Annotated in this window: 10 protein-coding genes and 1 pseudogene; 1 reads left to right on the forward strand and 10 read right to left on the reverse strand. The window is 44.3% G+C overall.

Translation table 11 applies throughout. The annotated features are described in order from the left end of the window. The first annotated feature begins 83 nt into the window (after positions 1–83). On the forward strand, positions 84–1,205 hold the full coding sequence (pelA, locus tag AAE250_RS10715; protein WP_294595791.1) for a pectate lyase: 1,122 nt from the start codon (positions 84–86) through the stop codon (positions 1,203–1,205). 138 nt (positions 1,206–1,343) lie between these two features. Here pelA and AAE250_RS10720 read toward each other — a convergent pair whose 3' ends face one another. The 10 genes and pseudogenes from AAE250_RS10720 to AAE250_RS10765 form a co-directional block, all read right to left on the reverse strand. Continuing rightward, positions 1,344–2,291 (reverse strand): Rpn family recombination-promoting nuclease/putative transposase, encoded by a 948-nt coding sequence (locus tag AAE250_RS10720; RefSeq protein WP_294595789.1) that lies wholly within the window; start codon positions 2,289–2,291, stop codon positions 1,344–1,346. Positions 2,292–2,466: 175 nt separating this feature from the next. Further along, on the reverse strand, positions 2,467–3,624 hold the full coding sequence (locus AAE250_RS10725) for an acyltransferase (protein WP_294595787.1): 1,158 nt from the start codon (positions 3,622–3,624) through the stop codon (positions 2,467–2,469). A gap of 361 nt (positions 3,625–3,985) precedes the next feature. Continuing rightward, positions 3,986–5,626 carry a fumarate hydratase gene (locus tag AAE250_RS10730; protein ID WP_294595785.1) on the reverse strand — a complete coding sequence of 547 codons (1,641 nt, stop codon included), beginning with the start codon at positions 5,624–5,626 and terminating at the stop codon, positions 3,986–3,988. A gap of 133 nt (positions 5,627–5,759) precedes the next feature. Further along, on the reverse strand, positions 5,760–7,748 hold the full coding sequence (locus AAE250_RS10735) for a DUF4954 family protein (protein ID WP_294595783.1): 1,989 nt from the start codon (positions 7,746–7,748) through the stop codon (positions 5,760–5,762). Between the two features lie 48 nt (positions 7,749–7,796). Next, positions 7,797–9,056, reverse strand: coding sequence for a GTPase HflX (gene hflX, locus AAE250_RS10740; protein ID WP_294595781.1), 1,260 nt, complete (start codon positions 9,054–9,056; stop codon positions 7,797–7,799). A 248-nt stretch (positions 9,057–9,304) separates the two neighbouring features. Continuing rightward, positions 9,305–10,177 carry a hypothetical protein gene (locus AAE250_RS10745; RefSeq protein ID WP_294595780.1) on the reverse strand — a complete coding sequence of 291 codons (873 nt, stop codon included), beginning with the start codon at positions 10,175–10,177 and terminating at the stop codon, positions 9,305–9,307. A gap of 36 nt (positions 10,178–10,213) precedes the next feature. Continuing rightward, positions 10,214–11,752 carry a RagB/SusD family nutrient uptake outer membrane protein gene (locus AAE250_RS10750; protein WP_294595779.1) on the reverse strand — a complete coding sequence of 513 codons (1,539 nt, stop codon included), beginning with the start codon at positions 11,750–11,752 and terminating at the stop codon, positions 10,214–10,216. A gap of 21 nt (positions 11,753–11,773) precedes the next feature. After that, positions 11,774–14,719 (reverse strand): SusC/RagA family TonB-linked outer membrane protein, encoded by a 2,946-nt coding sequence (locus tag AAE250_RS10755; RefSeq protein WP_342288885.1) that lies wholly within the window; start codon positions 14,717–14,719, stop codon positions 11,774–11,776. Between the two features lie 739 nt (positions 14,720–15,458). Then, on the reverse strand, positions 15,459–17,096 hold the full coding sequence (locus tag AAE250_RS10760) for a RagB/SusD family nutrient uptake outer membrane protein (protein ID WP_294595765.1): 1,638 nt from the start codon (positions 17,094–17,096) through the stop codon (positions 15,459–15,461). 28 nt (positions 17,097–17,124) lie between these two features. After that, a pseudogene (locus AAE250_RS10765) lies at positions 17,125–20,133 on the reverse strand (SusC/RagA family TonB-linked outer membrane protein); the annotation flags it as partial. Positions 20,134–20,523: the final 390 nt, after the last annotated feature.

A 20,523-nucleotide genomic window follows, 5' to 3' on the forward strand; every position in this document is an offset into this window, starting at 1 on the left:
TTAAAGATAAATATTCCCCCTCTTTCTTTTAGGTTTTCTCTACTTTTGCCCGTAGTAAGAAACACTAAAAGAAAGAGTATACTATGAAACGGGTAATTCTACTCTGCGCTTTATTCGCCTGCACAGCAGGGATAAAGGCACAAGAAACAGCAATCTACAAAGAGAAACAGCCGTACAAGAGTTGGGTGCAAATGGCACCGAAACTGGATGATGCCTTCTTCCATACCCCCGAGGCCATCCGCATTGCAGACAATGTGCTGCTATACCAGCAGACCACCGGCGGCTGGCCGAAGAACATCTATATGCCTGCCGAACTGAGTCCGCAGGAACTGGAAGACGTACTTGCCGCCAAAGAGGATGTCAATGCAAGTACTATCGACAACGATGCCACAAGTACGGAGATCCATTACCTCTCACGCATCTATCTTGCCACCCACATCGAGAAGTATAAAGAGGCTGCCCTCGAAGGCATCCGCTATATCCTGAAATGCCAATACCCCAATGGTGGTTGGCCTCAGTTCTGGCCGCGCCCCACGGGGTATTATACGCACATCACCTACAATGACAATGCGATGGTAAATGTGATGGAGATACTGCGGGACATTTACGAAAAGAAGGCTCCTTACACATACGTGCCAATGAACATCTGCGAACAAGCCCGCGCCGCCTTCGACAAAGGTGTGGAATGCATTCTACGGACCCAAGTGCGGCAGAACGGAAAGCTCACCGTGTGGTGCGCCCAGCACGACGAGCACACCCTGGCTCCTGCCAAGGCACGTGCCTACGAACTGCCTTCGCTAAGCGGACAAGAGTCGGACAACATCGTCCTGCTACTGATGTCGCTCCCCAATCCTTCGCCGGAAGTCATAGCTTCGGTAGAAGCTGCCATAGAATGGTTCAAAGCAAGCCAGATTACCGGAATCGTGCGCGAGAACTTTACGAACAGCGAAGGAAAGAAAGATTATCGCATGGTGCCTTGCCCCCAATCTGCTACGGATTGCCCCCCGCTTTGGGCACGTTTCTATACCCTGGAAGATAACCGTCCCTTCTTCTGCGACCGCGACGGAGTGAAGCGCTTCGACCTCTCCCAGATAGGACACGAACGCCGCAACGGCTATAAGTGGTATAACAGTGACGGGCTGAAGGTGCTGAAGAGATATGAAGAGTGGAAGAAGGAATTACAAGAAAGAGATACCTCAAAATAAAGTTAGCTTATCATTCTGTCATGCTGAGAGTAATCGAAGCATCTCTTCTCCTATAATCACAAAGGAGAAGATTCTTCGACAAGTTCAGGATGACAGAATGATAAGCTAATCCAATTAATTCATCTACATCCGTAGATTTCACAATGCTTCAATCTCTTCGTAAGTCAAACCGGTAATGTCGGAAACCAGAGTATAATCCAGTCCTTTCTCTTTCATTTTGCGAGCATTGAATAAACGCTCACGTTCACGGCCTTGTTCGAGACCTTGCTCGAGACCTTGCTCACGGCCTTGCTCGAGACCTTGCTCACGGCCTTGCTCGAGACCTTGCTCAAGCCCCTGCTTCAATCCTTCTTCCAATCCTTTTTTCAATCCTCTGCGTTCAGCACTGTTATAAAGCGTCTTTTCTACGCTGATGATATCCCAGAACTTTTCATATCCGGCCAATTGTGCATCCGTGAAGGCAGATTCTTCAAGAGCATTCACGGCTTTTCGTACTTCGGGATTGGCCAGCAGTTCTTGGGGCACTTCGCGTGTACGTTCGTTGATTTCCGTCAGGTAGCGCAGCCACAACACTTGCATTTTTTTCTCGCTGTAATTATGGGGAGTGAATTTAGGAAGTTCCACAAATATCAGGTGCAGACCTTCGATCACGCGGTCGGTATGTTCTACGTGCACCAGGCGGTAGTAGTGGTAGTATTCTCCTTCCAGCTCCGGTTCAAACGTGTCGTTCACCAAGTTGAGCGAGTAGACGGGTTGCAGCAATTCATACTGTTCGCCGGTGTTCAACTGGCGCACGTATGCCTTGGAGGCATTGAAAAGGACACGTTGTTTGAATTCGGGCGACCAGATCATCTGCATCTCCACCAGGAAGACGCGGCCCTGCTTGTCTCGGCAACGCACATCCACAATACTGTTTTTGCGCAGCGGATTGTCCGGAACCAGTTCTACCGGCAGGTATTCTATTTCCGTCACTTCCTGACCGGGGTCGAGAGGAAGCAGTGCGTTCAGCAGGCTCATCACCAAATCGGGATGCTCACCGAAGACGCGTTTGAACGTCAGGTCGGCTTTGGGGTCCAAGTATCTCATAATCTATGTGCTTTTATCGGTTCTTTGTACTAATTATTGCAAAGATAGCACATACGGAGGATTATCAGTCATATTTCCAGATAATTATTATTACTTCAAAATCCTATTAAGAACATTCTTCAACAGATAATAATTCCAATTCTATCATCTTAAAAGTTTTTCCTATGATTAATAATTATCCCAACACCCACTTCGTCTTCTTCCCGAAGCAACGGTATGCCATCGACACCAAGAGCCACGAAACGCCGAAGGCAACCACCGCCGCACAAGGAATCTGTATACAGATGGGCACATGCAGCGCACGCATCAGCACCACACTCGGCCCGGTGAAGAAATAGTGTATCATATAAATGCCGAAACCGCAAAGCGTCAGGTTGGCCAATGCCTTCTTTACTTGTTCCGAACGGACATTGGCTTTCTTGCACAGCATAAATACCGGAATCGTCATCAGCACTACATTCAGCGAACAGTACGTAAAGAACAGCTCCAATTGTTCATCTGTATACTCCGGCAGCGCCGTCACATGCCGGAAACCAAAGAACGTCACCGCATAGCCAACGATGAACATCGGAAGCCCCCACCCCAAAAGTTGCCTGCCGCTCCAATCGTGATTCCTCAGATAATGGCCCAACAGCAGGTATCCGTTGAAGCCCGCAAAGTAGTACAGCATGCCGAATGCATTCCACGAGCAGGTCCCCCAAAGATACTGAGCCACAAACTCATTATAATAAGGTAACAACAGCGTCACTCCCCATGCCGCCAGGAACCACAGTTTGGCACGTTCCGACGCCTTCTCCACCCATGCCGAGAATATAGGCAGGTAGAGATAAAGCCCTATCAGCAGGTAAATATACCACATGTGCACATCGAGCAACGAGAAGTTGAAAGGCATTTCGGCTATATATCCCATGCTTACACCCAGCGACTGCCGCATGACTTCCTCGCCCGAATAAGGAAAGAAATCAAGAATCACCCGCGGCTCCACTCCCAGCAGCCCCGTTATCCAGGGGAAGAGATTGTAAATCACCGACCAGATGAGGAAAGGAAAGAACACCCGCGGGATGCGTTTCTTATAGAATACCGACGTCTCCCCACGTACCGGCAACAGCAAAGCACCGGTTATCATCACAAAAAGCGGTACGCAAGGGCGAAGCACCGCACCATAAACAGCACCCCAAAACTTAATGTCCCCGATGTCGGGCGAAGTGCCCGGATAGAAATTGAAAGGGTCTGCACTATGACAGCAAACCACCGTAAACATGGCCACCAGTCGGACTACGTCCAGCCAAACAATGTGTTGTCCCGTGTTTGGCCGCACCAAAGTTTGTTCCATAACATTAGAAATTAATAATTAGCGCTGTAAAGATAAACAATTGCCTCTAACCCTATTTACTTTCCAATCGTTTATTTTCAGCAGTAGTCTGAGGGGGGGCGTTAGCCATATGAGGGGTGAGCTCCGTTTCCATATAGGGGAACGAGCGTTCCCATGAGAAGAAACGACAGTTCCCATTAAAGGAAACGAGCGTTCCCATTAGCAGGAACTGCAGTTTCTCGCCGCAGGAAACGAGCGTTTCTACGTCCGGAAACGACAGTTCCCTACCTATAGGAAACTGCAAAGCATTAAGTATCAATGCAGAAAAGCCGCTCACGGAGTAATCTCCGGAGCGGCTTTCTTTATCTTAGAACTACTTGTTTTACTTACTGCAATTCCATGGTTTCAGTTGTTTGAAGAAGTCATTGCCCTTGTCATCTACCAGGATGAATGCAGGGAAGTCCTCTACTTCAATCTTCCAGATAGCTTCCATGCCGAGTTCGGGATATTCTACACACTCGATACTCTTGATGTTGTTCTGCGCCAGGATAGCAGCAGGACCACCGATAGAACCGAGATAGAAACCACCGTACTTCTTGCAGGCATCCGTCACTTGCTGGCTACGGTTACCTTTGGCAAGCATAATCATGCTGCCGCCGTGGCTTTGGAAGAGGTCTACATACGGATCCATACGTCCGGCAGTAGTCGGGCCCATAGAACCGCAAGCCATGCCTTGCGGAGTCTTGGCGGGACCGGCGTAGTAGATAGGATGATCTTTAATGTACTGAGGCAGATCTTCGCCACGGTCCAGACGTTCTTTCAGTTTGGCATGTGCAATGTCGCGGCCTACGATGATGGTTCCGTTCAGAGACAGACGGGTAGAAACCGGATATTGGGTCAGCACCTTCAGGATGTCGGCCATCGGTTGGTTCAGGTCAATCTTTACAACGTCGCCTTCGCCAGCCTTGCGAAGTTCGGCGGGAATCAGTTCGCCCGGGTTGCTGTCCAGCTTCTCAATCCAGATACCTTCGCGATTGATTTTACACTTGATGTTACGGTCGGCAGAGCAGGAAACACCCAGACCAACGGGGCAGGAAGCACCGTGACGCGGCAGACGAACGATGCGGATGTCGTGAGCCAGGTACTTGCCGCCGAACTGTGCACCGAGGCCTATCTTGTGAGCTTCTTCCAATACCTTCTTTTCCAACTCGATGTCGCGGAAAGCACGACCGAACTCGTTGCCCGTAGTAGGCAGGCCGTCGTAGTAGTGGGTAGAAGCCAACTTCACCGTCAGCAGGTTTTTCTCGGCAGACGTACCGCCGATAACGAATGCGATGTGATAGGGAGGACAAGCAGCCGTACCCAGCGTCTTCATCTTTTCTACGAGGAAAGGAACGAGGGTGTCGGGGTTCAGGATGGCTTTCGTCTCTTGATAGAGGTAAGTCTTGTTGGCAGAACCGCCGCCTTTGGTTACGCAAAGGAACTCATATTCCATACCTTCGGTGGCTTCGATATCGATCTGTGCCGGGAGGTTGCACTTCGTATTCACTTCGTCGTACATGGTGAGAGGTGCATTCTGAGAGTAGCGCAGGTTTTCTTCGGTATATGTCTTGTAAACACCCAGTGAGAGAGCTTCTTCATCGCAGTAACCTGTCCATACCTGCTGTCCTTTTTCGCCGTGGATGATGGCAGTACCGGTGTCCTGGCAGAAGGGAAGTATGCCTTTGGATGCAACTTCGGCATTGCGCAAGAAGGTGAGTGCCACGTATTTATCGTTATTGCTTGCTTCGGGGTCGCTCAGTATCTTGGCCACCTGCTCGTTGTGGCTGCGGCGCAACATGAATGATACATCACGGAAAGCTGCATTGGCCATAGCGGTCAAACCTTCCTTCTCGATCTTCAGAATAGGTTTTCCTTCAAACTCGCTTACAGATACGTAATCTTTCGTAAGCAGATAATACTCAGTCGTATCTTTGCCTTTCTCGAACATGGGCTGATACTTAAACGGAGGTGTTGTTGCCATAATTACTCGTTTATTTTAAATTAGTTAATCGTGACTACAAAGGTAAAAACTATTATTGAAATATTTCTTTAATTAGAGTGAAAATGATGGATAGATACGCGGACTACACGGATGAAGCGGATAAACGCGGATTTTAAGCCAACACCCGCTGCATCCGCGCTATCAGTTCATCGCCCAGCGCCGTCTTGTCCTCGATATGCTTCAGCACAGCCGTTACAAAAGGATTGCTCTCGAAGTCGCCGCGCACCTGTTCAAAGTCCATCTCCTTTTCAAGACGCGAACCGTCGGCACCGAAGCCCGTCATGGAAGCCAGTGAGAATTCCTTCTTGGCATCCTCGTACACCATGCGGTCGAGGCCAACGACGGCTTCTTTCCACTTCTCTACGATGTGGATGATGTCTTCGGCCGTAATGCTTTCGGGGTTGATACCGTAGAATTCTTCCAACATATCGTAGGCCCACGTCCATTCGTAGGTATAATAATTGTTGTGCATCTTCTCGAATTCGGCATTGATATACTTCAGGCGGTTTACCGTGCCCGATTCAATGCCGTCTATCAGTGCATCAATCTCGCTCTTCGGGGCAATCAGTCCGGAGATATCCACCCACTCGCCGCTGCCTACGGTGGTATCGGGCTTCAGGCGGGCACGTATCTCTTCATTCGAGCGGAAGTCGACGCCTTCCAGACGCTTGATAACGGAGTTTCCGAGGAATTTATGGATCGCTATTTCGTAGAAACGGATGCCTTTCACCAACGCAGAGTTGCGTATCTTAGCACTATGGAAGGAGTAAATATCAGAAAGCTCACCACTGGCATGGCGCAGGTTCTGCAAAGTCTCCCGCCCCTTGAACATCTTTTGCACAGTGTAGGGACTGAGGAGGTTATAGTTAATATAATCGAGTTTCTTTGTATCGGTACGCCCATCGCGCTTGGGCCACTTCTGTGCATCGCGGATGGTACCTACGCTGCGCAGGTTGACGCCCGGCACGAGGTAAGTCGTGTTGTTCTGTTCTATCAGATAGGAGAACGGCAGGTTCGATGTATCGGAATGGTTGACGTGACGTCCCATCACCAGAGAGAACGCCCCCACCCTGGCAGGCCACAGGATGTATGAATCGGAAGTGGTCTTGGCACCACGCTCCAAAGTTCCCTGATGGATAGGGCCCAGCTTATACATGTGATTGCTCTGATTGGAACCCGAACCAGCATTCATGAACGAGAACATACCGGCAATCAGCAGCGTAGATTTATGATGCGTCACCGTATACGGTCCGGCAAAGATGGCGCATGCTTCACCGTTCTCGCCCTGGCAGTTACTGAAGAACAACGAATCCGAAGCGGAATAATTATGTCCCAGCTTGCATGCCTGGCCCACGAAGCAGCGGCTCAACATCGCTCCGTCATCGACATGCGAACCGGAAGAGATAATAAAGTCGTCGCAGATTACTCCGTGACCGATCTGTACCGGTGCCACTTCATTGCTGTTAATGCTTCCGTTGTACAAGCGGCAGGTTCCGCAAATGCGGCAATAATCGCCGATGCGTACATTCTTGATGGAACCCGTATTGAGTATCATCACATGGTTGCCGATGGTTCCCACCGCAGAAGCATGCTTATTGGAATAAAAGTCTGTGATTTCCTTCATCCGCGCAATCAGTTCCGGACGATGGCGATAAAGAGCCAGGATATAGGCCTGGTGTGCCGACAGCTTATCGTTGATAAGTACCTCGCGTCCACCGGTTTCGTTCAGAACCGATACTTCCACGCCGTTGCCGAACTTCGACACGCCATCTACCAGCATGATATCTACGTTCTCGATAAACGTGTCATGCCCGATTTCGTAATTGGCAATATAGTTCTGGATGTTTTCAATGCAGCAGTTGTCGCCCACCGTCACATTGTGCAGCGTCACATGCCGCAGGCCGGAATGCTTGCGGATTCCTCCCGGCAAGGTAAACTCTGAATGGAACACCCCCAAACGCACCTCTCCCGAAAAGCGGGTGTGATGCACAAACTCCGTCGAGAACTCTTCTGCAACGGTTACTTTCCCCCAATCATCTGCCAGACACGACTGGCTTTTCAACCGGAGTACTTCGTCTTCGGTCAGTTTTCTGTAAATCATAATCCTTATCGGTTTTATTCACCACAAAGATTGCACATGTGGTGAAAGTTATTCCTCACTATCTTCGTAAGTCTGATAAAGAAAATCGTTATAAGGGTACTTCTGTACGTGCAGTTCCTTTACACGTGCGTAAACTACACTCTTCAGTTCCTCTATGTTGATTCTCTCGCGGGCAGAGATAAAGAGGCAGTTATCCTCCATCTTTGCCATCCACGTCTTCATCAGTTCTTCGAGTGTTAAGTTTTCCTTGGTTCTGGGGGTAAGGTCGTCAGCCGCTTTCTCCACGTAGGTGTAAGCGTCTATTTTATTGAATACAAGAATCATCGGCTTACCGGCTGCACCGATATCCGCCAATGTCTTGTTCACAACTTCTATCTGTTCTTCAAAATCGGGATGGGAGATGTCTACGATATGCAGCAGTAAATCTGCTTCGCGCACTTCATCGAGGGTAGATTTGAAGGAATCTACCAGGTCTGTCGGTAACTTACGGATGAATCCTACCGTATCGGAAAGCAGGAACGGCAGGTTCTCGATAATCACCTTACGTACCGTCGTATCCAGCGTGGCAAACAGCTTGTTCTCTGCAAAGACTTCACTCTTCGAGAGCAAGGTCATCAAGGTGGATTTACCCACATTGGTATATCCCACCAGTGCCACACGAATCATGCGGCCGCGGTTCTTGCGCTGGGTAGACTTCTGCTTGTCAATCTCGGCAAGGCGTTCCTTCAGCAAAGACATACGGTTCAGGATGATACGGCGGTCCATTTCCAACTGTGTTTCACCCGGACCACGAAGTCCCACGGAACCTTTTCCACCTCCGGCACCGGAGCCACCACCCTGACGTTCCAAGTGAGTCCACAAACGTTGCAGACGGGGGAGCATGTACTTATACTGCGCCAGCTCTACCTGTGTTTTGGCATTGGCTGTCTGGGCGCGCATGGCAAAGATATCGAGAATCAGGGACGTACGGTCCAGTATCTTGATTTTGAGTTCAGCTTCTATATTACGTATCTGCTTAGCGGAGAGTTCATCATCAAAAATCACCATGCCGATTTCGCGTTCGGCTTCCTCTTCGTTCCGGATGTATTCTTTGATTTCTTCCAGTTTACCCTTACCTACGTAGGTCACGGAATGCGCTGCATCCAGCTTTTGGGTAAACCGCTTCACTACTTCCGCCCCGGCTGTCTCAGCCAAGAATGCCAGCTCGTCCAGGTATTCGTTCGTCTTTCGCTCATCCTGCGTTTTAGTGATGAGACCTACCAATACTGCTGTTTCTGCCTGCACTTCGGAAATTACAAATTCTTTCATTTACTATACCTTATTATATATATGTATTATTTCTTATCTATTAGTGGCGACAAATATAAGGATTTTCGTAGAAATCCTTCGGATATTGTTTTTAATTATTCAGAAAGATTCACCTTGTAAGTAACCTTCCATACCTATTCTGCAACCAAAATACAAAAAGAAAAGACTGAACTCAAAAGCATCTCTCCTATTCACCGGAGAAAACCTGAGTTCAGCCTCTTCTTTTAATTATATATACTTACTTATCTTTAAGGCAAAGTTAATCCACCACCGGCAGTTATAGAATAGATATCACCACCCATAGCAACAAACAAAGTACCAAAGTCTATCTCTTTACCATTCTTGGTTCCATAAACTCCCGGATAGCCAACATTCAAAACTGAACCGAGCATGAATTCACCATAGTCCCAAGCAAAGCCCAAGCCCTGATTAGCTAAATAAACCTCAGTAGGATCACTGGCATCAATTTTGACGTAGCAAGGATCAACTGTGACTTCAGCTTCCTCTACCCACGGGCATTTTCCATATCCATAAGGATTAGTCACACGATACATACCCGAAAGTTCTTCAGCTTCTTCCACTTCTACCTCCCAAGTCACTCCGGCAGGAACATCAAAGATCGAACTGATCACGCCGTCTCGCCAAATACCCGTACCAATAGATTTCCAACTATAATCTTTCGTAACAGCCATAGTGGCTACATTACTACCTCCCAATGCTACATTTTCTGTTGCCACCGTCAGTTCAATAGTAACATTATCGCCTACAGAAAGTGGAGTAGCATCCACTGTAACACTTGTCATAGTAGCATCTGCTGCAAAACTAAAGCCGCTGACGGTATAGCCTTCTTGAGGTATTTTGGTCTTTTTATCAGCAGCCAACTTATAAGCAAAGATGGAAACACTTCCACTCAACGCCTCGCCAGCCTTAACACGATATAAATCAACTGTAAATGTAGGAGTTCCAAGCGTAACAACTTGGCTGGTCAAAGCAGATGAAGAGAATCCCAGCCCTTCTGCACTTTCTTTATAAACCGGTCCCTCCTGATCTGTATTACATCCTGTGAGCAACATAGTTGCCAAAAGCGACAGGGATACGAGGATTTTATTTAAATATCTCATAATAATTCACTTTAATGTTTGCAAATATTTTAGTTTTTAATAATCACCGGTTGGATTCTGATCGGTTACAGGATCCATATTCACATTTCCATCAAACTCAGTCTGTGGAATAGTCAGTACCCACATATAGCACTCTGAATCATCAGTAGGACGATTTCCCAACAAAGCATCTTCAGGCCATCCCATAGCAGTGGTACGACGGAAACCTTGTTTCAAGCGACGGATATCATAAATACGGCCAAATTCTCCCCACAGTTCAATACGACGTTGAGTAATAATTTCCTCCAACAATGAGCCGGTTTCATCACTTGTCAACCGACCTAACTCTGTGCCGGTCTTGGTACATTTATAGTTAGGATCGCGCATCGACATCACTGCCATTAAATCTTTAATAGCATTAACTTCTTCTGCACCACCTAAACGGCATTCAGCCTCTGCGGCTGTCAAATACATCTCTTCCACACGCATCCAAATGTAGTCTCCCATCCAAGTCTGAATATCAGAAAACTTGAATTTTTCTTGTTGATAACCACCATTCTCATTTTCCGGATAAGTCGGATCCCACCATGCTTTACGAGCGTCTGAGCCTCCCATCTTGGCATACAGTTCTTTATTGATCTGCTTCAAAGCCGAAGCACCATATTTACCGGCATCAGCATCCATGTGAGAGAATAAGCTTGCATACATACCTGATTGGTCGGCAATGATATCTGCACCCCACATTACATTCTTGGCAGAGACATCATTCAGGCCTTTAAAACTGCTAACCGGAAGTACTTCACATTCACTGGCTGCTATTGCAGTATGCGCCGCACTCTTAGCTGTAGCCCAATCTTCCATCACCAATGCGATACGAGCTTGCAATCCTAATGCAACAGCATAGCCAATATGGCTAATATGCTTTTGTTTAGTACCTTCCAGCATCTCTATCGCTTTGTTTATATCTAAAACAATCTGATCATACACAGCTCCTACCGTTGAACGTGGTTGACCTTCAGTACCTGCAACAGTAGGCTCCGTATAGATAGGGCAACACGGTTCATTCTCATGTCCTTTATAAGTACGTGCAAAAGTCTGCGCCAACATAAAGTAAGAATAAGCACGAATAGCATAAGCCTGACCGATGACATATTTTACATCAGCTTCAGCACCTGTCATAGTTTCTTCTGCATTGATGATATAGTTAGCATTGGACACCCATGTATAATATGCATTCCACAAATCATAAGAACGCCATGACGTTCTAGCATAGAGAGCTTTCACATCATAAAGACAATCGTACCAAAACCAGCCACTACCAGAAGCTGCCATAATGAAGTCTTCACCCATAACATCGGCCATAATGTTATAAGCCGAAATGCCAAAACTTTGATGAGTGTTATCTGTTGGTGACCACGCAGTATACATAGAACGATAAATACCATTCAAAGGAACCAATGCAGCACTAGCATTGCCCAACAGCCCTGTACCGGACATAGAGTCGGTTGGTGCAGTCTCTAGAGAATCTTCCGTACAAGATACGAACGTTCCACAAGACAGCAGTCCGACAAACATATATTTCAATATTGCTTTCATTATTTATAATCAATTTAGGGGTTAGAAATTAATTTCAAAACCTAAAGACCAAGTCTTGTTAGGTGTATAAGAATAATCTGTCTGACCAGTAAAGTTGTACTGCGGATCCATGCCTTGCAAGTGAGTAAACAATGCCAAGTTATCAACAGAACCAAACACGCGAACAGAATTCAATTTTGCTCTATTCATCCATGACTTAGGCAAAGTATATCCCAATGTAACATTCTTGATAGAAAAATAAGAAGCATCAACCAAGAAACGATCGTTTGTTGTATTTTTCCCAGCAACTTCAATACGGGGAACATCAGTAACATCACCCGGTTTTTGCCAACGACGCATCGCATGTTTGTTCCAGTTCGTATTATAATACATATTGTTCATGGTACCAGCATACAAACCATCATATACCTTACCACCGACAGAGTATGTAGTCAAGATAGAAAGATCAATACCTTTCCATGAAAGATTTGTGCCGATACTACCATACAAATCAGGGATACGGCTTCCTAAATAATATTTGCTATTAGCAGCCTTTGCATAGTCACTACTAATGCGTTCATTGGTTATATTACCATTATCATCCTTATCATAAATCCAATAGAGTTGAGCACCTGTTGCAGGATCGACACCAGCAGATTTTGCCATATAGAATGTATAAAGAGGATTACCTTCTTTGATACTATAAATACCACTTACAATTTCGGGACTTTCAGCTGTAAGTTTCAGAACTTTATTCTTCACGGTAGACCCCATCCATGTCAATTCCCATGTAAAATTATTAGTCTTGACAGGAGTACCTTTTATTTCAAATTCAAAACCGCTATTGCGCATATCGCCAACATTAGCATTATAACCATTAAAACCGGTAGAAGTAGCCATCGGATAGTTCAGCAACATATCAGAAGTCTTCTTGTTATAATATTCTGCGTTGATAGACAGGCGGCTATCAAATAAAGAAGCCTCTATACCAATATTAAGATTAGCATTCTTTTCCCAAGATACATCTCTATTCTCTAAAGAGGAAATCATACCACCAATCTGATTGGAATTAGCCCAATCCAAACTGTAAAGACTCTGCCACAGATAATAATCACTATACCCAAGGCTATTCAATATATTATCATTACCTTGTTCGCCATAACTAACTTTCAGAGAAAGATTATTCACCCAAGAAACATCCTCCATAAAAGCTTCTTTAGAAATACGCCAATTACCTCCGATTGACCAGAATGTACCCCAACGATTGTCTTTGTAAAAACGAGAAGAACCATCTGTACGCAAAGAAGCAGAGAAGTAGTACTTTTCATCATAGTTATAGTTGAAACGTCCCAACCAAGATTCAATTCTATAGTTATTAGTATAGGAGTCTGCATTGTAAAGAGTAGTACCCGGACGCAATTCAAGGATACCATCAACCAAGTTAGTCTTACCTGCACTCATATACTCATATTTATAAGCATAAAACTCATGACCTGCCAATACATCAAAATTGTGCAGATTGAAAGAACGATTCCAAGTTAACAACTGGTTGAAAGTATAACTTTGCATACGAGTATTGTACTTCATCAATAAACCACCGGCAGTGGCCTGGTTGCCATGATACATATTCATATACCTCTTCTGCAATTGGTTACGATAGTCTACACCAAAATTAAAAGATAGCTTCAAGCCCTTAAACGCGCCAAAACTATCATTATCAGATCCAAACGTCATTGCCGTACGTAAGCTTGCAACATCATTCTTTAAATCAGACTTATCATCAAGCAAACCACCCAATGGATTAAAATCATTATAACTACCCGGACGCTTGTTCATGTCACCATAATCCAACTGCGGTTTGCCCTCCTCACCCAAAACATTTTTTCCTGCGGCATCCTTTACATACATCGGGAACAGCGGAGAAACAAACTGTGCGGAATACCACACGTTAGAAACAGAAGACCCATCATAATCACTGAAATTTTGCAAAGAATGAGCCAATGATGTATTTAAATTCGCAGTAAACCAGTCTGTAACAGTAGAACTAATATTAGCACGTGCACTATAACGCTGGAAAGAAGTAGACTCCAAAATACCGTCTTCATTCAGGTATCCTAAAGAGAACATATATTTAGTCTTCTCATTACCTCCGGTTAAAGATAACTGGTGTTCATGGCGGAAGGCATTGTCTCTCTGTACAGCATCCAGCCACTTTTCATTCCATACAGCTTGAGCATCAGCTTGAACCATACCTGTTTGAGGATTGATCATAGCATCCCAAGTATAATTTTTGAAAGGATTATAAAGCTCACCACCCAATGTTGCACCAAGGCGTCCTCTGGCAGCAGCTTCTGCATCCCCCCACGAATAGCCATTATTAAATACATAACCATTGCGCAATGCTTCATAAGTCAACTGAACAAATTCTTTTGGATCAGCCATATCATACTCTTTAATGGCACGTGAAGACCAGCCTACAGTAGAACGCCAATTCACCTGAGTCTTACCTTCTTTACCCTTCTTAGTAGTAATCATCACAACACCATTAGCACCACGGGCACCGTAAAGAGCACCTGCAGAAGCATCTTTCAAAACAGTCATGGTTTCGATATCAGACGGGTTGATAGAGCTCAAAGAACCATCATAAGGAATACCATCCACAACATACAAAGGACTCTTAGATGCATTGATAGAACCATAACCGCGGATTACTACAGATGCAGCCTCACCCGGCTGTCCAGAACCAGAAGTAGTCAACACACCTGTCGACTGTCCTTCCAACCCTTTTGTTACGTTCGTAATAGGACGAAGTTCCAGTTTCTTGCTATCAATAGTAGAAGCCGAACCGGTAAATGAAGACTTCTTAGCTGTACCGTATGCTACAACCATCACTTCATCAAGTACCTCAGAATCAGACTTCATGATAACCTTCATACTGGGTTTAATTGCCACCTCTTGCGTCTGCATACCAATATACGAAATAATCAAAGTCTTCGCAGAACTGTAAAATGAGTATATTGTTGATAATCATGACTTTGAAAAATATATCAGAACTTGGAATGAATAATGTATATGCTTAATAGATAGCATATAATAAGGGATGCAAAATTTTAGTGATATCGTATTTCTATCAGTATTATAAATTAACATGCTAATAATCATTTGTTTAGCATTGGATTTTATCCCGTTTTACTACTTTATAATATACTAATTAATTTTAAAAGATAGTGTTTGTCAAAAATGAAGATTTGAACAGGTATAGCTCTATTTCTAATTCAGAAAACGTAATTGGAGTAATGAGAAAGATAATTCTTGTAAATATTTATATTGGCATTTACTTAATAGGAGGAGTTTATCTGATTTACATTCTCAATGAACTGATTTTATTAAACTTTCAATTGGCAATCGAAAGTTTTTTTGTTTTTTCCCAATTCGCATTGTAAGATTTTGTGTATATTGTAATATATCTAAGAAACGATTATGAATAAGAATCTATTATATCAAGTCAGTTATGAACAAAAGAATAAACTGTTACTGTAGAGGCTATACAAGTTACGGTTTCTATAAAAAGGCCTATTAGCAACAGATTCTTAATATGTCCGATTTGAAAATAGCCGTTACAACAATATCATTCCAAATTGAGATTTCTGGTGATAAACAACAGTGGAGGGAAAGTCTTACGACATCTTCCCTCCACTGAAATACTTTATTTATAATCCCGAAAGAATTATTTTCCTGCGAGATTCAACTCATCATTATAATCCGTTTCATTCAAAGGTACGTCCCAAGTCCATTTGTTGGCACCATCAGCCGGGATTGTTTTTGCAATAGAGATATGGGCATTTCCCCCTTCAGTAAAGCCTTTACGTACAACAGGACGATTCCATCTCTTGTAGTCACTCCAAGCAAAACCTTCGCCCCAAAGTTCCAGCTCACGATAGTCCATGATTTCATTCCAAAGAGCATCACCAGTCTTAGTACAAGTATATTCAGGATTACGTCCGGAGGTAGCGTTCAATTCTACCAAAGCAGTCTGAGCACCTGTTTCGTTGTTAAGGAAGTAGTTGGCTTCTGCTTCTATCAACACCATTTCAGATGAACGGATGAAAGGCAGGTAACTTACTCCCGGAGTGTCGAAGACATAGAACTTCAACTGTCCGCCCAAGTACATATAACCAGCTTGGTAGGGTGCTTCAAGTCCGCTAACTGCCATCTTCTTACAATAAGCAGCAGCATCATCCCAAAGATCATCTGCTTCTGGTTTGTCACCCATTCCCAAAATGCCATAAGTCATATCCATTGCCGAGCCATCATTGTAATTGTAACTGGGGAATTTATCTTCGGTCAAGAACAACGCCTTGCGGGCATCATTATTTGGAATGCGGTTAATGAGTTCACGGCCTATAGCACCCGCACCAGTCTGTTGAGTACTTGCATAATATCCGTTGCAAGCAAATTGGACACCATAACTCCAATACCAGTTATTTTCTTGTGAACCGCCGAAACAACCAAAAATCCATTCACTTGTAGGATTGCAGAAGCCGGATTGATATTCGGCATTGGTCATAAGAGGATAGTTCTGGCGAGCCAATTTAGCTTCGGACAAAGCCTTAGAGTAGTCCTGCTTTGTGAGAGCAGCACGTGCATAAACTGCATGGGCTACATTAATATTCGGCATCCAGACTTGAGCGGCATCACGATCTTTCCCGCTTTGCTCATATAGCGTAATGGCATCATCGAGGTCTTTATAGATTTGCGAATAGGTCTCCGCTAATGTAGCGTAACCTTGCCCACCGGTAGATTCGTCCAGTCGAAGCACGATACCTTGTGAGGCTCCATTGCTGGAATCTTGCCAACGCCAGCAGTAATAGTGTACCAACTTCTCAAAAGCATAAGCGCGGAAGGTGAGAGCCGAAGCTTTGATGAAAGCTATCTCTGCCTCAGTTCCTTCGGCATTGTCTATATTGGCTAAGATGGTGTTCGCATTTCCCACAATCGTGTAATAATAGTACCATGCGTACGCATCATAAATAGAATTTGTACGCGAATGAAACTCTTGGTTATGAATAGGTGTCCATCCGGATGCATAAAGATTATAGAGGTAGTTCTCGCTCGGATAATTCTCATAATGAGCCATGATATTGTTTTCGCCAGCAAATCCTTGGCCGAAATAATATTGTTGTGTAGTCATGATTTTGGCAATACCGTTCAATGCTTTCATGGCATTAGCTGTAGTACCTACGGCATCGGATGCTCCGGTTGAATCAGTAGGTGCTGTATCCAGATAGTCACCGGCACAAGAAGACACCAACATCATACCTGCCAACAGGCTACCGGTGAACAATTTATTGATAAATTTCTTCATTTCTAATATGAATTATATGGTTATACCTTTAGAATTTTACAGTCAGACCGAAGTTATATACCCGGGCTGTTACATACGTATTATCCGAACCTCCGTTGAACGAATATTGCGGATTAAGACCTTTGCGTGCAGTCAGCGTTAAGAGGTTCTCAATACCTGCATTCAGAGAAACGCCTTCTAAGCCTACGTTTTTCAGCCAGCTCTTAGGAAAACTGTAAGAGAGGTTCAGGTTCTTGAATACCAAATAAGAAGCGCTTGTCAACCAACGGTCGCTGGTAGCATTTAAATCAGATGACTTATTGAAGTCGGCACGAGGTGTTCCATTAGGGTCAATGCGATTGGCAGATGTTTCTGTCATTCCTACAGGAACTTCCTTCCATGAATCCAGAATGTCTTTATGATAAGCACTACCGGCTGCGCCCGATTCTGAAACTCCCATCAGGCTGGCATAAGAGCCATCATAAGTCTTGCCTCCTAATGAATAGGTGAACAACAGGTTCAAATCCCAATTTCTCCATGAGAGTGCAGAGTTAATGGAGCCATATACCGTAGGAAGCACACTTCCTGCCCAGTCACGCTTGCCATAAGAAGTCGCAGTAGTGTAATCAACGCCGTTGATGGTAGTCAATGCGCCGGCTTCAGCTGCAGAAGCTTTCTTATCCGGGTCCAGTGTATAAAGAGAAGTACCAGTCATCTGGTCTACACCCTCAAAATGATAAGTATAGAATTCATAGATGGAATGTCCTTCGGAATAGTTCTGCATTCCATGCAGAATATCTTTACCGTCGGGTAGTTTCACGATTTTGTTTTTCAAGAATGTAGCGTCTACACCGAGGTTCCATCTCCAGTCATTAGTATTGATAAGATCTGCATTAAGAGAAATTTCCCAACCGCGGTTAGAGATGGTACCGATATTCTTATATTGAGTTAAGTTCATCGGTGCTCCATTATCGACATCTACCCACGGATAAGAGCCAGCTGACAATGGCAGACGAACCTCGAACAGCAAGTCTTTAGAACGCTTGTCGAAATAACCAATCTGGAAATTCAGGCGGTCAAACAGCCTGCCTTCCACAGCAACGTCTACAGTCTGGGTAGTTTCCCATTTAATATCTGGTGCGGAAAGCGACTGTTTCAGCAAAGCGGGTTCGCCACCATTTTTATCGATGGTGTAAAGAGCCATGTGACCATATAGGCTAACCCCCATATTATTGCCCACCTCTCCATAAGAAGCGCGCAATTTCAGAGCATTTACCCAATCTATATCCTGTAGGAAAGATTCTCGTTTCATGTTCCAACTGGCTCCTACTGAATAGAAATTACCCCAGCGGTTATCTTTGTTGAAGCGTGAAGAACCGTCACGACGGAACGAACCCTCCAAGAAATAACGGTCATCATAATTATATTTCAGACGTGCCAGATAAGACTCTGTTTTATCTTCATCATCACTACCGGTATAATAAGAGTTATTGAGGAAGTTACCCATTGTGAGGTTACCGTCCACTGCCATACCAGTGTTCATGCCGGCAGTATATTTGCGCTCCCAGCTATAGTTTTCGTGAGCCACCATAGCCTCTATATTGTGCACACCACTGAACTGATAGTTCCAGTTCAAGATTTCTTGCAAAGTCACAGTTCTGTACTGATAAGCATAACTCGTCAGACGACCATTATTCGTAGCACCATCACCAATTTCCGGATTATCATATTTCTTATTGTTTGATGTACTGTTATTAAGATCGCCTTTCATGGTCAGTGACAATCCGTAGGGCAGTGAGATAGTAGCAAAAGCTTGTCCACCTAATACATTACGAACACTTTCTTGTTTGTCGAACAGCATTTCATAAGCAATATTACGGTTACCCAGGTAAGGAGAAGTGGTATCGTATATTTTATCTCCGTTCTCATCCAGTTGGTAAGTACCATCAGCATTATGCATATAAAGAGGATATACCGGTGCCATATAACGGGCTACGTAGAAGGGATTGGCATAATAAGTGCCATTTGCATTGTCATTATAATTGCGTTTAGTCCAAGACCCGGTAAGGTTGATACCGCCTTTGAACCACTTATTAGGTGTATAAGTCGTATTAATACGGCCTGAGAAACGTTCATAACCGGTAGTTTTCACATATCCTTTTTCATTCAGGTAGCCTACGGAAGAATATACAGTATATTTCTGTCCGGATGCGGCAGCCGACAAATTGTATTCTTGACGATAACCGTTACGCTCGATGGCATCTTCCCAGTCAAGGTCGTCATAACCGGCCAGACGGGTAGCAATTAATTTCCCGTTGCTATCAAATAATTTGTCATCAGCAGCATTATAAATGTTGCGACCGATCGATTCGGTGATAAGGTGGCTTGTAGCATAAGCTGCAGCATCACTCTCTGACATTCCGGTATTGCTCATCATGGCATTCTTCTTGGCCATCCAAGAAGTTTCCATCCAGCGGTCTGCACCCAGACGCTCATATTCGGGAATACCTCTATTATATACACCTTGATTTACTTGCAGTGTGACGCTGGGCTTGGTCGTATTACGTCCGCTTTTGGTAGTGATGAGAACCACACCGTTAGCCGCACGATTACCATACAATGCAGCCGAAGCGGCATCTTTCAAGATAGACATGCTTTCAATATCGTTAGAGTTCAGTTCGGCCATGTTTCCATCAAAGGGAACTCCGTCCACCACATACAAAGGTTCAGCAGCACCGGAGACCAATGTTCCGAAACCACGAATACGAATGGAAGGTGCTTTTCCCGGTTCACCATAGGTATTGTTTACCTGTACGCCTGGAGCGGAACCTTCAAGGGCACCTGTCACACTGGTAGTGATGCGCTTTTCTATCTTTTTGTTGTCAACTACTGAGATAGATCCCGTTAATGATTCTTTTTTCGCAGTACCATAAGCCACTACGACAACTTCATCCAAAGCTTCCGCATTGCTTCTCATTACTACCTTCATACTGGACTTAATTGCCACTTCTTGAGTCTGCATACCAATGTACGAAATAATCAAAGTCTTCGCAGAACTGAATGACAGGTATATTATTGATAATAAGATAGTTACGATTTGTTTAGAACTTGGAATGAATAATATATATGCTTAATAGATGACATATAATAAGGGATGAAAAAAAATAGTGATATCAATTTTCTATCACCATAATAATTTAACCCGCTAATAATCATTTATTTAACATTGTATTCTGTTTCATTTTGCTACTTTACAATATACTGATTGATTTTGAAAGGTGGTATTTGTCAAAAATAGAGATTTAGATAGATAGAACTTTTTTTTTAATTTGAAAAATATGATTGGAATAATAAGAAAAACAATTTGTAAAGAATTGTACATCTTTTTATATTTGTATTATACTTCAGAGTTGATAAAAAAAACTATAATCATAGTCTTATTATAATA

This window comes from Bacteroides sp. GD17, assembly GCF_038448625.1.
Classification (GTDB): domain Bacteria; phylum Bacteroidota; class Bacteroidia; order Bacteroidales; family Bacteroidaceae; genus Bacteroides.

Excerpts from the sequence above, each read along its gene's own strand:
- AAE250_RS10720 (WP_294595789.1), bottom strand. The coding sequence starts at position 2,291 with ATGAGATACTTGGACCCCAAAGCCGACCTGACGTTCAAACGCGTCTTC.
- AAE250_RS10760 (WP_294595765.1), bottom strand. The coding sequence starts at position 17,096 with ATGAAGAAATTTATCAATAAATTGTTCACCGGTAGCCTGTTGGCAGGT.
- AAE250_RS10735 (WP_294595783.1), bottom strand. The coding sequence starts at position 7,748 with ATGATTTACAGAAAACTGACCGAAGACGAAGTACTCCGGTTGAAAAGC.
- AAE250_RS10745 (WP_294595780.1), bottom strand. The coding sequence starts at position 10,177 with ATGAGATATTTAAATAAAATCCTCGTATCCCTGTCGCTTTTGGCAACT.
- AAE250_RS10730 (WP_294595785.1), bottom strand. The coding sequence starts at position 5,626 with ATGGCAACAACACCTCCGTTTAAGTATCAGCCCATGTTCGAGAAAGGC.
- hflX (WP_294595781.1), bottom strand. The coding sequence starts at position 9,056 with ATGAAAGAATTTGTAATTTCCGAAGTGCAGGCAGAAACAGCAGTATTG.
- AAE250_RS10725 (WP_294595787.1), bottom strand. The coding sequence starts at position 3,624 with ATGGAACAAACTTTGGTGCGGCCAAACACGGGACAACACATTGTTTGG.
- pelA (WP_294595791.1), top strand. The coding sequence starts at position 84 with ATGAAACGGGTAATTCTACTCTGCGCTTTATTCGCCTGCACAGCAGGG.
- AAE250_RS10750 (WP_294595779.1), bottom strand. The coding sequence starts at position 11,752 with ATGAAAGCAATATTGAAATATATGTTTGTCGGACTGCTGTCTTGTGGA.